Source organism: Streptomyces mobaraensis NBRC 13819 = DSM 40847 (assembly GCF_017916255.1).
In the GTDB taxonomy this organism is placed as follows: Bacteria; Actinomycetota; Actinomycetes; order Streptomycetales; family Streptomycetaceae; genus Streptomyces; species Streptomyces mobaraensis.
This window is the reverse complement of record NZ_CP072827.1, coordinates 7,277,970-7,291,289: the sequence shown is the minus strand read 5'-3', so window position 1 is coordinate 7,291,289 and position 13,320 is coordinate 7,277,970. Positions and strand designations below refer to the sequence as shown.

The following is a 13,320-nucleotide window of genomic DNA, read 5'->3' as shown; positions in this document are numbered from 1 at the left end:
CGCCGCCGTGAGGATCGCTGCCGGAACGCAGCGGTTCCACGGACGGGAGGCGGGACGGACCCATGACGACCACGCCGCGCTGGGCGGACTACCAGTACGAGATCTACCTGAACGGCCTGTCGGGGGCGGTGCCCCGGCTGCCGGCCGATCCGAGCCGGCTGGAGGCACTGGTCGAACGGCGGCTCGGCGCCGGCCCGGCGGGGTACATGATCGGCGCGGCGGGCACGGGGAGCACCGCCCGCGCCAACCGCGCCGCCCTCGACCGGTGGCGGATCGTCCCGCGGATGCTGCGCGACGTGGCCGAACGCGACCTGTCCGGCGAGCTGTTCGGCCGCCGGCTGCCGGCGCCGCTCGCACTGGCGCCGGTCGGCATCCTGAAGATCGCGCACCCGGACGCGGAGCCGGCGGCGGCCCGCGCCGCCGCCGCGCGCGGCGTCCCGTACGTCCTGTCGTCGGCGTCCAGCACGCCGATGGAGCGGGTCGCGGAGGCGATGGGCGACGCCGAGCGGTGGTTCCAGCTGTACTGGCCGAAGGACCGCGAGGTGGCCCGGAGTTTCCTGGCCCGGGCCCGCGCGGCCGGCTACTCGGCCCTGTTCGTCACCCTCGACACTCCGCTGCTGTCCTGGCGCCCCCGCGACCTGGACCAGGCGTACCTGCCGTTCCTGCACGGCGTCGGCACCGCCAACTACTTCAGCGACCCGGCGTTCCGGGCCGGGCTGGCCAAGCCCGTGGAGGAGGACCGGGAGGCGGCGGTCCGGCACTTCCTCGGGATGTTCTCCGACGCCGGGAAGACCTGGCCCGACCTGGCGTTCCTCCGCGAGCACTGGGACGGCCCGATCGTGCTCAAGGGCGTGCTGCACCCGGACGACGCGCGGGCCGCCGCCGACGCGGGCATGGACGGCGTCGTCGTCTCCAACCACGGCGGCCGGCAGGTGGCGGGCGCGGTGGCCGCCGCCGACGCGCTGCCCGGCGTGGTGGCGGCGGCCGGGGACCGGCTCACGGTGCTGTTCGACAGCGGGATCCGCACGGGTGACGACGTGTTCAAGGCGCTCGCGCTGGGGGCGCGGGCGGTACTGCTGGGCCGGCCGTACGTGTACGGGCTGGCCCTGGACGGGCAGGCGGGCGTGGACCACGTCATCCGGTCCGTGCTGGCCGAGCTGGACCTCACCCTGGCCCTGTCCGGGCACGCGGACCCCGCCTCGCCGGGCCCGGCCGACCTGGTGCGGGAGGCGCTGTGAACGAGCTCAGGAACGTCCTGGCCGTGGTCTCCCCGCACGTCGGCGGGCGGACGGCCGGTGCCGCGCTCGCCGGGCTGTTCCCGGGCCGGGCCCGGGTCACGGTCGTGGAGTCGGCCGACGAGGACCCCGCCGCGCTGCGCGATGCGCACGTCGTCATCACCGGTCTCGGACCGGTGACCGCCGCGCACTTCGCCGCCGCGCCCGCCCTGGAGCTGGTGCAGTGCGCCAGTCACGGCTACGACTACGTGGACCTGGACGCGGCCCGCGCCCGGTCGGTCCCGGTGTGCACCATCGGCTCCAGCACGGCGGAGCGGCAGAACGTGGCCGAGCAGACCTTCGCCCTGATGCTGGCCCTCGCCAAGCGGCTGGTCCCCGCGCACACCGCGCTCGCCGAGGGCGACTGGGCGCTGCCGCGCCTCCAGTCGTCCATCACGGAACTGTCCGGCAAGACGCTGGGCGTCGTGGGCCTCGGCACCATCGGCACCGAAGTCGCCCGCCGGGCGGCGGCGTTCGACATGCGGATCGTCTACAGCGGGCCGGAGGCGGCCCCGCCGGAGACCGAGGCCCGGCTCGGCGCCCGCCGCGTCGAGCTGGAGGAGCTGCTGCGCACCTCCGACTACGTCACGTTGCACGCGCCGCTCACGGACGCCACCCGGCACCTGCTGGACGCCGCACGGCTGGCCCTGCTCAAACCCACCGCGTTCGTGGTCAACACGGCCCGGGGCGCCCTGATCGACCAGGAGGCGCTCGCCGACGCGCTGGAGGCGGGCGCGCTGGCGGGCGCCGGGCTCGACGTCTTCGACCCGGAACCGCCCCCGGCGTCGCTGCGGTTGCTGCGCGCGCCCAACGTGGTGCTGTCCCCGCACGTCGCGGGCGTCACCCGGGAGACGCTGGTGCGCATCGCGCTCGCCGCCGTGCAGAACGTCCTGGAGTACTTCGAGGGCAAGCCGCCGCGCGACGTGGTCTCCTGAAGCCCCTTTCCCTGACCGGAGGTTCCGACATGCACCGGAGAACAGCCCCCCGCCGCCGCTTGGCGCGCGCCGTGCTGTGCGGCGTCCTGGCGCTGCTGCCCGCGCTCGCGGGCGGCGCCGCCACGGCCGCGCCCGGCGCCCGGGCGGCGGCGCGGGCGTGCGGCACGGACACCACGGCCGTCGGCCGGGCCGACCGGCCCGTCGCCGGGACGCTGGTGTCGGCCGTCCGCGCCGACGGCCGGACCGAGCAGTTCCAGCAGTTCTACGACACCTCGACGATGGGCGGGCTGCCCTTCGTCTGGCACCGGTCCCAGGACGAGCCGGGCGGCGCGTACGGCGGTTGGGAGCGGGTGAGCGCGACGCCCGTCGGCCCCAAGCTGTACGAGGTGGACGCGGTGGAGAACGCCGTCGGCGAGCTGGAGGTGTTCTTCTCCTCCTACGGCGGCTTCTGCCACACCGTGCTGCGCACGCCCGACGACGCGTGGCCCCCGGCGGAGGGCTTCGAGCTGGCCCCGCCCCCGTACCACGGCGGCCTGTCCCTCTTCAAGGAGCGCGACGGCCGGCTGCACGCCTTCGCCGCGAGCCGGTCCACCGGCGCGGCCATGGAGGTGCGCAGCCAGTACGCGAACACCGACGACCACTGGGGCGGGGTCCGCGCCACGGGCCTGGTGCCGGAGAGCGGGGTCGGCCTGAGCGCGCCGTCCGTCACCCAGCTCCCCGACGGCCGGCTGCGGCTGGTCGCCCGGGAGTGGAACCGCGACCGCTACTGGACGGCCACCGAGCGGGACCGCTTCCTGAGCTGGGAGCCGTGGCGGCTGTGCGCGGACGCCGCCTGTTCCTGACCGGCGGCCCATGACCCGGCGCCGGGCGGAGCGGATTCCGGCCGAACTCCCCCGCCGGCGGCCGTGCTCGGCGACCGCCGCACGGCGCGGTATCCCGGGGCCGGGCGGGCGCCCGGCCTGCGCCGCGCGGGCCGGGGCGGTGGCGGATACGGACCGGGGCGCGTTCCGCCCGGTAGGCGGCGCCCCCGGCCCGTCCTAGCCTCGCCGTATGGCGATGAACCGCTACCACCGCTTCTACTGCCGGTCCAGGCGCTGGGCCCGGACCGTCGAGGAGCAGGTGCTGCCCTGGGCGCTGCACGGCGTGCCGCTCGGTGGCGACGCCCTGGAGATCGGGCCCGGTTACGGCGTCACGACGGACGGGCTGCTGCACCGGGTGGACCGGCTGACGCTCGCCGAGGTGGACCCGGCCGCCGTCGAACGGCTGCGGCGGCGCTACGGCGGGCCGGTCGGGGTCGTCCACGCGGACGGCGCCGAACTGCCGCTTCCGGACGGGCGGTTCGACGCGGTCACCTGCTTCACGATGCTCCACCACGTGCCCTCGCCCGAACGCCAGGACCGGCTGTTCGCGGAGGCGCGCCGGGTGCTGCGGCCGGGCGGGGTCTTCGCGGGCTGCGACGCGCTGGACGGGACCCTCTTCCGCCTGGTGCACCGGGGCGACACCTGTGTGCCGGTGCCGCCGGACACCCTGGCGGGCCGACTCAGGGCGGCGGGCTTCGAGGAGGCCCAGGTCAGCGCCGGAAAGGGCAGATTCCGCTTCCGGGCCTTCACGGGCGCCGCGTGAGCCGGCGGCGCGGAGAGGCCGGCCGGGCGGCTACCTGACCTTGTACTCGCAGGGCTTGCTGCTCTTGCCGTCCTGGTTGTCCGCGACCTTCTTCCCGTCGACGACGATGGTGCACGACCCGGCGCGCAGCATCCCGTTCTCGTCCTGGGACGAGCCGGGGACCACGCTCACCAGCCGGCCGACCTTGCGTTCCGCGCCCTCCGGCGTGATGGTGGCGGTCCTCTTCCAGGGCAGGGTCACCTGCTGCGCGCCATTGCCGTCGAGGTTGTAGTAGATCTGCGTCGTCCCCTTGCCCCGCACCTCCAGGGTCACCTGGTGGGACGCCCCCTTGCCGGCGTCCTCCTTGGGCTGGGACTTCGAACCCTGCGACGCGGGCGCGTCCTTGCCGGCCTTGTCGTCACTCTTGCCCCCGCCACCGCAACCGGCCAGCAGTGCGGCGGTCGCGACCGTGATGACGGCCATGGCTGTCTTGCGCATGTCTCCTCTTCCGACGGCGACGGCCCGGGCGGACGGCCCGGACCGGCCGTCGATCATATGCCGCGCGCCGAAGGCGGCTCTCGGGCGGGCGCGGCGGGCGTCAGCTCTCGCGGAAGCCCGTCCTGGAAGCCCGTCAGCTCTCGCGGAAGCCGTCGCGCAGCAGGGAGAAGGCGTGCTCGGCGTCGGCGACGGCCTCGGGGTGGACCTCGTCGGCCGAGCGGCCCGCGACGATGCGCTCCCAGTTGGCCAGGGCGAGGATCCGCCGGGTGGCGACCAGTTGTCCGGCCAGCAACCGGGCGGTGATGTCCGGCCGTTCGGTGGCCGGCGTCTCGCGGAGGGCCTCGGCCAGGATCTCCTCCTCGCGCGCCAGGTACTCGCCCATGCGGGCCACCAGGGTCGGCGTGGAGCGGATGAGGCCGTGGAAGGCGAGGACCTCCGCGGCGTCGTTGAGGCCGGTGATGGGGTCGCGGGCGTCCAGCCGGGCGCGGAAGTCACGGTGCAGGGCGTCCAGAACGGAGGTGCCGGGGGCGCGTTCGCGGACCGTGGTGGCGGCGTCGGTCTGGTGGTCGGCGAACCGGTGGACGACCAGGTCCTCCTTGGTCGGGAAGTACCGGAACAGCGTGGGCTTGGAGACCTCGGCCTCCGCCGCGACGTCCGCCACCGACACCCCGTCGAAGCCGTGCCGGAGGAACAGCCTGATCGCCGTGTCGGAGATGGCCGCCCGCGTCCGCTGCTTCTTGCGCTCCCGCAGGCCCATCGATCCGTCCATGCCGCTACCCTAGCACGCGCGTTACCAGGGAACTCAACTGACCGAGTCTATTATGTAACCTGGTAATCCGTTTCGCGTCCCCGGCGATGGCGGCCGCGGAACCGCGCGGGGAGAGGGCTCGGGTGCGCCCGTTCGTCGGTGGCCCCCTGTAAACGGCTGGGCGCGATCGAGCTGCGTCGGCGCATAACAGGTGGTGTCGTCGCAGCTCGGAGAGGCTGAGGTCCGGACCGTGTGTCAGTGGTCCGTGGCAGACTCGCGGCCATGATGTCCAGGTCGAGATGCACACCGCTCCCGAACGAACAGGGGGAGCGCATCGGTCCCCTCCTCCCGTTGACCGAGAGCCGTACGGGGCGGGCGGTCAGGGGCGTCGACGTAACCGTGGGCGGGCGTTGAGATGGCCGATTTCAAGGATGAACTGTCGCCGGAGCTCATCGGGCGTCTCGCGGGTGACCTGGCGCGTGCGTCGGCCTCGTTCGACCGGACGGCGTTCGAGCGGCTCGCGGCCACTGGTATCGGTGAACTGGAGCTGATGGCCCGTATCGACCGGATCGCCCGCGCCCTCGCGGCGACGATGCCGGCGTCCCCCGAAGAGGCCGACCGGGTGATCCGCGGCGCCCTCGACGGCGGGGGCCTCTTGAGGTGGGCTTCCATGCCCGTCAACGCCTACGTCGCCTCGGCGCTGCTGGACCGGCCCGACGTGGCGCTGCCGCTGCTGGCCGCGCTCACTCCCCGCTGCACCGCCGAGTTCGCGCTTCGCCCGTTCGTCGACGCCCACTACGAGGCGACGATGGACCGGCTCAGGGCATGGACCACCGACCCGGACGAACACGTTCGGCGGCTCGTCTCGGAGGGCACGCGCCCGCGCCTGCCCTGGGCGCGGCAACTCTCCCGGTTCGTCGCCGATCCCGCTCCCGCGCTGGCGCTCCTGGAGGCCCTCTTCAACGACGAGTCCCTTTACGTGCGCCGTTCCGTGGCGAACCACCTCAACGACATCAGCAAGGACCACCCCGACCTCGCCCTCGACGCCGCACGGCGATGGTCCCGCAGCAGTACGCGGGGCGATTTCGTCGTGCGCCACGGTCTGCGGACGCTCGTCAAACGAGGACACCCGGAGGCTCTCGCGGTTCTCGGGTTCGATCACCAGGCCCCGATCGGTATCACGGACCTCGCCTGCTCACCGTCCACCATCTCCATCGGGGAGACGACCACTGTCACCTTCACGCTGCACGCCACCGAGGCGACGCGAGCGGCGATCGATTACCTGGTCCACTACCAGGGGGTCCGCGGTCCCAAGGCGGGCAAGGTGTTCAAGCTGACCGTCCAGGACCTCCCCGCGGGCCAAGCGGTCCGGTTCTCACGCCGACACCGCTTCGCGAGCCTCTCGGTCCGCACGATCCACCCTGGCCCTCACCGCATCGAGGTCCAGGCCAACGGACGTGTCCTCGGTGCGACCGAGGTCCACATCACCGCCGGCGAGGCATCGGACGGCCCAGCCTGAAGCTGCCGAGCTGAACGCCCAGCGCCCCGGGACGGACCCGCGCGAGCAACCCGCGTCCCGGTCCCGAGGGTTCGGGCCAGGGTCCGCTCGTGTTTTCGGGCCCCGGTGCGGCTGTCGGCGGGGCTCCCCGATTCCCGAACTCGCCTGACGCGCCCGGTTCACGCGCCCGCCGCACCGCCCTGGCAGCGCGGGCACCAGTACGTCGGCCGTTCCCGGCCGGGCTCGCCCTGGTCCGCGAGGCGAATCGGCCCGCCGCACCGGCGGCAGGGGCGGCCCGCGCGGCCGTAGACCCAGAGCCGGCGGTCGGGGTGCGGGTCGGCGGTGGTGATCCGCGCGGAGCGGTCCTTGTTGACGTCGAGGAGCTTCCGGGCCAGGGCCGGCAGCCGGGCCGGTGACGGCACCCGCTCCATGGGCAGCCACGGCGAGATCCGCAGCATGTGGCAGATCTCGGATTTGTAGACGTTGCCGACCCCGGCGAGGTTGCGCTGGTCGAGCAGCGCGTCGCCGACGGCCCGTCCGGGATCGGCGAGGAGGCGGCGCAGCGCCTCCGCCGCGTCCCAGTCCGGGCCGAGGAGATCCGGACCGAGGTGGCCGACGACGGTGGACTCGTCGGCGGTGCGCAGGAGTTCGAGTACGGGGAGGCGGTAACCGACCGCCACCTGGCGGTCGTTGGCGAGGACGGCGCGGATCTGGTGCTCGGGGCCGCCGCGCCGCCGCTCCCCGGCGGCGTGGACACGCCAGGAGCCCTCCATGCCGAGGTGCGAGTGGAGGGTGAGTCCGCCGTCCACCCGCAGCAGCAGGTGCTTGCCCCGCGACACCGCCTCGATGACGTCCCGGCCGCCGAGATCGGTCGTCGCCAGGGCGGGGACGCGCAGATCGCCACGGGTCAGTGTGGTGCCCGCCAGAGCGCGGTGGAGGCGCCGCGCGGTCCGCCAGACGGTGTCGCCCTCGGGCATGCGGCGCCTCCTACGGCGTACGGTCCCTCAGTCGCGGGACAGCGGTGTCTTGAGGGACACCCGGCCGCTCACCTCCTCCGGCACAGTGTCCTCCACCCAGGATGCGGCCCGGCCCGCCGTGGCGTCACCGGTGGCGGCGAGGTGGGAGAGCCGCTGGGTGACGCCGGAGGCGGCGGGAGCGGGGGCGGCCGGGGCAGCCGGAGCGGCCGTCGGGCCTTCGGCGGCGTACGCGGTGGTGGTCGCGGTGGCGAGGCCGCCGGAGAGGAGCAGCAGCGACCCGGCGGCGATGCGCGACATGATGCGGTTGTTCATGCCGTGCCAACGAGCCACCGGGACCAAACGACACGAACGCCGCCCGGCGGGCGTTCCGCCCCTCATTCCGCGTATCGCAGCTTGTCCGGATTCAGAACGGCGAAGACGGCGTGGATCCGGCCGTCGCGTACGTCGATCAGGACGACCTGGTCGCCGCCGCGCGCGCTGAGCCGGAGCCCCGGCTCGCCGTTGACCTCGACGAAGCGCTGCGCGGTGATCTCGTACTTGGCCGCCAGCCCCAGCACGAACGCCGCCGCCTTGTCCCGGCCCAGGACCGGCCGCAGGGCCGCGCTGACCTTGCCGCCGCCGTCGCTCCACACCGTCACGTCGGCGCTCAGCAGGTCCTTCAGCCCGGCCAGGTCGCCGCCGGCCGCCGCCTCCAGGAACCGGGCGAGCAGCCGCTCGTGCTCCTCGCGCGACGGGCGCGGCCGGGGCCGGGCGGCGGTGAGGTGGCCGAGCGCGCGGCGGTGGATCTGCCGGCAGGTCGCCGCGGAGGCGCCGACGACCTCGGCGATCTGCTCGTACGGCATCTCGAACGCGTCCCGCAGCACGAACACCGCGCGCTCCGGCGGAGTGAGCCGTTCCATCATGTGCAGGGTGGCGTAGGAGAGGCTGTCGCGCAGTTCCGCCGTGTCCAGCGGGCCGGCCGCGTCGGTGGCGACGGGCTCGGGCAGCCACTCGCCCCGGTACGCCTCGCGGGTGACGCGGGCGGAGCGCAGTTGGTCCAGGGCGAGGCGGGAGACGACCGTCGCGAGGAAGGCGCGCGGCTCGCGGACGCTCTCCCGGTCGGTGCGGGCCCAGCGCAGGTACGCCTCCTGGACCACGTCCTCGGCGTCCCACATGCTGCCCAGCATCCGGTAGGCGATCCCCAGCAGCAGGGGCCGCTGCCCCTCGAACACGTCGTCCACGTCTCCCCGTTCCCCCGGGCTCCGCCGCGCGGGTCGCGCGAGCCGGGCGCCCGCGGCGGCCGGGACCTCCCCGGGCGCGGCGCGGCCAGGATACCGGCCGGTTCGGACGGCCTGGCGGGGGGACGGACGGAGGCGGCGGACGACCGCCCGGGGGCCGCACGGCCGGGGCGGACAGGGGCCGGAGTTCCCGTCCCGCGGAGCCACTCGGCCCTTGGCGGCCCGCCGCGGACCCCCGCAGCGTGGACGGCGGAACATCCGTGACCTGCGGAGAGGACTGATGGCGATGAACGCGGCAGGACTCGGCACCACTGATGTGGAGACGCTGCTGACGGCGGCAGCGGCGGCCCCGTCGATCCACAACTCCCAGCCATGGGAGATCCGTCCGGTCCCGGGCACCTGCCGGCTGGAGGTGCGCCCGGCCGCGGACCGCTGGCTGCCGGCCGCCGACCCGACGGGCCGGGCGCGGCTGCTTTCCGTCGGCGCGGCCCTGTTCAACCTGCGGGTGGCGGCCCGGCACTTGGGCCGCCGACCGCGGGTGCGGCTGCTGCCCGACGCCCGGGACCCGGACCTGTTGGCCGTCGTGAACCTCACCCGCCTCCCACCGGACGCCTCCCGCCGGCCGGACCTCTACGAGGCCGTCGCCCTGCGCCGGACGAGCCGGGCGCCGTTCACGGAACGGCCGGTGCCCGCCCGGACGCTGACGGATCTGGCGTCGGCCGTGCTGTCCGAGGGTGCCCGGCTGCACCTGCCGGGCGTCATCGCCACCCGCCGGATGCTGACCCTGACCGCCGAGGCGGAGCGGCGCAACCGCCGGGACTCGGCGCGGCTCCGGGAGAGCCGCGCCTGGGTGCACGGCAGGACCTTCCCCTACGGGATCCCGTCAGCCGCGCTGGGACCGGCGGACGCGGCGGGCCGGATACCGCTGCGCGACTTCACCGGCGCGGGCCGCGCCCGGAGTGCCCCGGCGGTGCCGTTCGAACGCCACGCGCAGCTCGCCCTGGTGGTCACCGGCCGGGACCGCCCGGCGGACTGGCTACGGGCCGGCCAGGCCGTACAACGCGCCCTCCTGCTGGCCACCGCCCGCGGCCTCCGCACCTGCCCGCTGCACCAGGCCCTGGAGTGGCCCGACCTCCGCAACGCCCTCAGCGGCGAACCGAGCCGCCCGCAGTTCCTCTTCCGCCTGGGGTACGGCCCGGAGGGCGCCCCGACCCCACGGGCGGCACCGGCGATGGGCGCACGCGCCTGGGAGTACCCATAAGGAAACCCAGGCGCGTTCCTGACCGCGTTCACCCATGCCAGGTGTCGGTACCGCGCGGGTGTTCATCGCCGGCGGGCGGGCGCGGACGTCCGGAGGGGTGTCGTCAGACCGTCGGCACCAGCACCGCCCACCGCTTCAGCACGGCCTGGTCGCCCTCCACGCCCGCCAGGCGCTCCGCGGTGATGCGCCGCCAGAGGAAGAGGGTCAGGTCCGATGCGGTGCCCGAGAGTTCGACGTCGCAGGGGCCGGGGCCCGCTGCGCAGCGGACGGTGTCGCCGTCGAAGTGGACGGTCCAGTGGCCCTCGCCGTCGGTCCTCCGGAAGCCGAACCGCTCGCCGTCGCCGGACGGTGCCCGGCCGGCGGTCCGCCAGGCCGGGACGACGGTGCCGAGGAACCGGCCGACGCCGTCGGCCGCGAGTTCCGCGTCGAACGGCCGCGGCGCGCCGAGTGCGTTCTCGGCGTCCCAGCGGTGCACGGCCGCCTCGAAGGTCTGGATCCACAGCCAGAAGCCGGTGGTGCGGTCCGCGGTCCAGGTCCACACCGGTTCGTCGGGATCCCGGTCGGCGAAGAGCGCGCCGAGCGCGGCGGCGCCGGCCGCGTACCAGCCGACGAGAGAGGCCGGCACCGGCCCGTGCGTCGGCGGGCGTTCGGGGTCGGGCCAGCCGGCGCGGTCGGGGGGCAGGCCGAGGAAGGCCGGATCCGTGTGGTCGGGGGCGTCCCGCAGGCGGTCGCCGACGACGTGGGCCACGAACCGGTGCACCCAGGCGAGGTGTCCGGTCAGGTCGGTGACCGTCCAGCCCGGGCAGGACGGGACCGGCGGCGCGTCCCCGGCGCGGGCCGCCCTCCGGACGGCGTCCTCGAACGCCCGCGTCTCGCGGCGGAAATGGGCTACGAGGTCCATGCGCCGACCCTACCGCCGCCGGCGCCCGGGTCGGCGTGTCCGTCCGGCGGCTACGTCCGGACCTCCTCGTCGGCCCGCAGGCAGGCGATGCCGTAGTCGCCCGTCTCGTCGTCCACCGTGACGCCGTGGGTCTCGCTCCGGAAGCCGGGGAAGGCCCGGTCGAAGGACTCCAGGGCGCGCAGGTAGCGCAGCAGCGGCCCGTCGGCGGCGCCGGTCGACTCGCCCGGCATCAGGACGGGGATGCCGGGCGGGGTGACGGTGACCATGGCGGCCGCGACGCGGCCGGCCGCGTCGGCGAGGCGTACGCGCTCCGTGCCGCCGCGGATCAGCCGCTGGTAGCAGCGCTGCGGTGGCGCGACCGGCTCCGGGAGTTCGCGGAAGGCCGTGTCCAGCAGGGTGACCAGGTCCGTGTCGCGCAGGTGCCGGTGCATGGACCGGCACAGCTCGGAGAGCGTGGTGCCGGCGTAGCGGCGGGGGTGGCGGTCGACGACGCCGGGCAGGACGCGGTCGAGGGGCGCGTCCTCGTCGTACAGCGCCTTGAAGTCCATCAGGGCGTCGAGGAGCGTTCCCCACTTGCCCTTGGTGATGCCCATGGAGAACAGGACGAGCGTGGTGTAGCTGTCGGTCTTCTCGACGACGATGCCCCGGGTGGCGAGGTAGGCGGTCAGAACGCGGGCGGGGATGCCGGTGTCGGACCAGCGGCCGGTGGCGTCGATGCCGGGGCAGGTCAGGGTGACCTTGACGGGGTCCAGCATGCAGTGGCCCTCGGTGAGGCCGGGGAAGCCGTGCCAGTCGGCGCCGGGTTCGAGCTCCCAGCAGGACGGTTCGGTGCGCAGCAGGTCGGGTGGGGCGTCGGCGAAGTCGTGGCGGGCCCCGGTGCTCGGGTCGGTGACGGTGTCGGGCTGCCAGACGCCGAAGAACCAGTCGGGCCGGTCGCCCGCGGCCATGACGCGCCGCCCGGTGCGGACGACGGCCTGCCGGAACCGGACGGCCTCGGTGATCCCCTCGTCGATCAGCCAGCGGCCCTGGGGGCCGTCCATCATCCCGGCGGCGACGTCGAGGGAGGCGAGGGCCGGGTAGAGGGGCGAGGTGGTGCCGTGCATCATGAACGCCTCGTTGAACAGCTCGTGGTCCACGGGGGCCCGGGGCGCGTCCCTGACGTGGACCATGGCGCTCTGCGACAGCGCGGCGAGGAGTTTGTGCGTGGACTGGGTGGAGAAGACCGTGGGGCGGTCGGGGCCGGGGAACGTGTCGGCGTCGACGGACATCGCGTAGCGGCCGGCGTACAGCGGGTGGAAGCGGGCGTAGGCGAACCACGCCTCGTCGAAGTGGAGCCGGGGCGTGCTGGGCGCGAGCTGCCGGGCGACCCGGACGGCGCCGTAACAGAGGCCGTCGTAGGTGGAGTTGGTGATGACGGCGTACTCGGCGCGGGGGTGCGCGGCGTCGGCGGCCAGCGGGTTGCGGGCGACGCGGCCGGCCACCGCGTCCGCTGCGGTCTCGGCCGGGGGCACCGGACCGGCGAGCCCGTAGCCGTTGCGGGTGGGGACGAGGTAGACGGGCCGGGCGCCGGAGAGGACGAGTCCGTGGAGGACGGACTTGTGGCAGTTGCGGTCGACGAGGGCGATCTCGTCGCGGGAGACGCAGAAGTGGCCGACCATGCGGTCGGCCGTGGAGTTGCCGTGGAGGACGAAGTAGGTGCGGTCGGCGCCGAAGATGCGGGCGGCGTTGCGCTCGGCGTCGCCGATGGGGCCCGTGTGCTCGAAGAGGGAGCCGAGTTCCTCGACGGAGATGGAGAGGTCGCTGCGCAGCAGCCGTTCGCCGTAATGGTCGAAGAAGGCGCGTCCGACCGGTGATTTGAGGAAGGCGACGCCGCCGGCGTGCGCCGGGGTGTGCCAGGAGTACTCGTGCGCGTCGTCGAAGCGGCGCAGTGCCCTGAAGAACGGCGGGAGTACCGCCTCCCGGTAGGCGCGGGCGGCGGCGGAGATCCGGCCGGCGATGAACCCGGGGGTGTCCTCCAGCGGCCAGACGTAGCCGACGACGCTCTCCGCGACCCACAGGGGCAGCCGGTCGAGGTCCTCGTCGGCCTCGTCGGTGAGGACGAGGAAGACGGGCAGGTCCTTGAACCGCCGTCCGACGCCGCGGAGGACGGACGCGCCGCCCGGCTCCTCCGCCGGGTGGCGGCCGGCGGCCAGGTCCCAGGCCACCACGGCGGCGGCGAGGCCCGCCTCGGTGCGCAGCACGGCGCGGGCGTCGGCCGCGGTGCCGGCCCAGCGCACCTCCAGCCCGTCGGCTTCCAGGGCGGCGCGGATCCTGCGGAGCTGCTCGCCGCGCGCGCCCTGGTCCCGCGGGTCCTGGTCGAGCGCGAACAGCACGGTGCCGACGGCCATCTCGTCCCCCTAGCGCGGTCCG

General features: G+C 74.8%; 13 protein-coding genes. 6 read left to right on the top strand and 7 right to left on the bottom strand.

Features of this window, described 5'->3' with window-relative positions:
• Positions 1-62 precede the first annotated feature (62 nt).
• The 4 genes from J7W19_RS31580 to J7W19_RS31565 all read left to right on the top strand — a co-directional run bounded on the left by J7W19_RS31580 (position 63) and on the right by J7W19_RS31565 (position 3,832).
• On the top strand, positions 63-1,238 hold the full coding sequence (locus J7W19_RS31580) for a lactate 2-monooxygenase (RefSeq protein ID WP_004955557.1): 1,176 nt from the start codon (positions 63-65) through the stop codon (positions 1,236-1,238).
• Positions 1,235-2,209, top strand: coding sequence for a 2-hydroxyacid dehydrogenase (locus J7W19_RS31575; RefSeq protein ID WP_004955554.1), 975 nt, complete (start codon positions 1,235-1,237; stop codon positions 2,207-2,209). Before J7W19_RS31580 ends, J7W19_RS31575 begins: the two co-directional genes overlap by 4 nt.
• Before the next feature lie 29 nt (positions 2,210-2,238).
• Positions 2,239-3,051 carry a PLL family lectin gene (locus J7W19_RS31570; protein WP_158688840.1) on the top strand — a complete coding sequence of 271 codons (813 nt, stop codon included), beginning with the start codon at positions 2,239-2,241 and terminating at the stop codon, positions 3,049-3,051.
• Between the two features lie 208 nt (positions 3,052-3,259).
• Positions 3,260-3,832 carry a class I SAM-dependent methyltransferase gene (locus J7W19_RS31565; protein WP_040892746.1) on the top strand — a complete coding sequence of 191 codons (573 nt, stop codon included), beginning with the start codon at positions 3,260-3,262 and terminating at the stop codon, positions 3,830-3,832.
• Positions 3,833-3,862: 30 nt separating this feature from the next.
• Here J7W19_RS31565 and J7W19_RS31560 read toward each other — a convergent pair whose 3' ends face one another.
• Both J7W19_RS31560 and J7W19_RS31555 read right to left on the bottom strand, forming a co-directional pair.
• Complete coding sequence (locus J7W19_RS31560; protein WP_040892748.1) at positions 3,863-4,309, bottom strand: hypothetical protein; 447 nt, start codon at positions 4,307-4,309, stop codon at positions 3,863-3,865.
• A 133-nt stretch (positions 4,310-4,442) separates the two neighbouring features.
• On the bottom strand, positions 4,443-5,078 hold the full coding sequence (locus J7W19_RS31555; protein ID WP_004955543.1) for a TetR/AcrR family transcriptional regulator: 636 nt from the start codon (positions 5,076-5,078) through the stop codon (positions 4,443-4,445).
• A 394-nt stretch (positions 5,079-5,472) separates the two neighbouring features.
• Between J7W19_RS31555 and J7W19_RS31550 the strand changes: the two genes are divergently transcribed.
• On the top strand, positions 5,473-6,576 hold the full coding sequence (locus J7W19_RS31550; protein WP_004955540.1) for a DNA alkylation repair protein: 1,104 nt from the start codon (positions 5,473-5,475) through the stop codon (positions 6,574-6,576).
• 158 nt (positions 6,577-6,734) lie between these two features.
• On the opposite strand, the gene J7W19_RS31545 is transcribed toward J7W19_RS31550, so the two are convergent.
• The 3 genes from J7W19_RS31545 to sigJ all read right to left on the bottom strand — a co-directional run bounded on the left by J7W19_RS31545 (position 6,735) and on the right by sigJ (position 8,752).
• Positions 6,735-7,532: a DNA-formamidopyrimidine glycosylase family protein gene (locus J7W19_RS31545; protein WP_152264651.1), complete on the bottom strand. Its 798-nt coding sequence runs from the start codon at positions 7,530-7,532 to the stop codon at positions 6,735-6,737.
• A gap of 27 nt (positions 7,533-7,559) precedes the next feature.
• Positions 7,560-7,844 carry a hypothetical protein gene (locus J7W19_RS31540; RefSeq protein WP_004954253.1) on the bottom strand — a complete coding sequence of 95 codons (285 nt, stop codon included), beginning with the start codon at positions 7,842-7,844 and terminating at the stop codon, positions 7,560-7,562.
• A 62-nt stretch (positions 7,845-7,906) separates the two neighbouring features.
• Entirely contained in the window at positions 7,907-8,752 is an 846-nt protein-coding gene (sigJ, locus tag J7W19_RS31535) for an RNA polymerase sigma factor SigJ (protein WP_004954256.1), read from the bottom strand.
• A gap of 283 nt (positions 8,753-9,035) precedes the next feature.
• On the opposite strand from sigJ, the gene J7W19_RS31530 reads away from it, so the two are divergent.
• On the top strand, positions 9,036-10,010 hold the full coding sequence (locus J7W19_RS31530) for an Acg family FMN-binding oxidoreductase (protein WP_004954258.1): 975 nt from the start codon (positions 9,036-9,038) through the stop codon (positions 10,008-10,010).
• Positions 10,011-10,113: 103 nt separating this feature from the next.
• On the opposite strand, the gene J7W19_RS31525 is transcribed toward J7W19_RS31530, so the two are convergent.
• The gene (locus J7W19_RS31525; RefSeq protein ID WP_004954261.1) at positions 10,114-10,911 is read right to left on the bottom strand and encodes a maleylpyruvate isomerase family mycothiol-dependent enzyme; all 798 of its coding nucleotides are present in this window, start codon (positions 10,909-10,911) and stop codon (positions 10,114-10,116) included.
• A 50-nt stretch (positions 10,912-10,961) separates the two neighbouring features.
• Entirely contained in the window at positions 10,962-13,298 is a 2,337-nt protein-coding gene (locus J7W19_RS31520) for an Orn/Lys/Arg family decarboxylase (RefSeq protein ID WP_004954265.1), read from the bottom strand.
• Positions 13,299-13,320: the final 22 nt, after the last annotated feature.

Bases quoted from the DNA above. Each gene is read 5' to 3' on its own strand.
- J7W19_RS31580 (WP_004955557.1), top strand. From the start codon at position 63: ATGACGACCACGCCGCGCTGGGCGGACTACCAGTACGAGATCTACCTG.
- J7W19_RS31550 (WP_004955540.1), top strand. From the start codon at position 5,473: ATGGCCGATTTCAAGGATGAACTGTCGCCGGAGCTCATCGGGCGTCTC.
- J7W19_RS31520 (WP_004954265.1), bottom strand. From the start codon at position 13,298: ATGGCCGTCGGCACCGTGCTGTTCGCGCTCGACCAGGACCCGCGGGAC.
- J7W19_RS31565 (WP_040892746.1), top strand. From the start codon at position 3,260: ATGGCGATGAACCGCTACCACCGCTTCTACTGCCGGTCCAGGCGCTGG.
- J7W19_RS31570 (WP_158688840.1), top strand. From the start codon at position 2,239: ATGCACCGGAGAACAGCCCCCCGCCGCCGCTTGGCGCGCGCCGTGCTG.
- J7W19_RS31530 (WP_004954258.1), top strand. From the start codon at position 9,036: ATGAACGCGGCAGGACTCGGCACCACTGATGTGGAGACGCTGCTGACG.
- J7W19_RS31555 (WP_004955543.1), bottom strand. From the start codon at position 5,078: ATGGACGGATCGATGGGCCTGCGGGAGCGCAAGAAGCAGCGGACGCGG.
- J7W19_RS31545 (WP_152264651.1), bottom strand. From the start codon at position 7,532: ATGCCCGAGGGCGACACCGTCTGGCGGACCGCGCGGCGCCTCCACCGC.
- J7W19_RS31540 (WP_004954253.1), bottom strand. From the start codon at position 7,844: ATGAACAACCGCATCATGTCGCGCATCGCCGCCGGGTCGCTGCTGCTC.
- J7W19_RS31560 (WP_040892748.1), bottom strand. From the start codon at position 4,309: ATGCGCAAGACAGCCATGGCCGTCATCACGGTCGCGACCGCCGCACTG.
- J7W19_RS31525 (WP_004954261.1), bottom strand. From the start codon at position 10,911: ATGGACCTCGTAGCCCATTTCCGCCGCGAGACGCGGGCGTTCGAGGAC.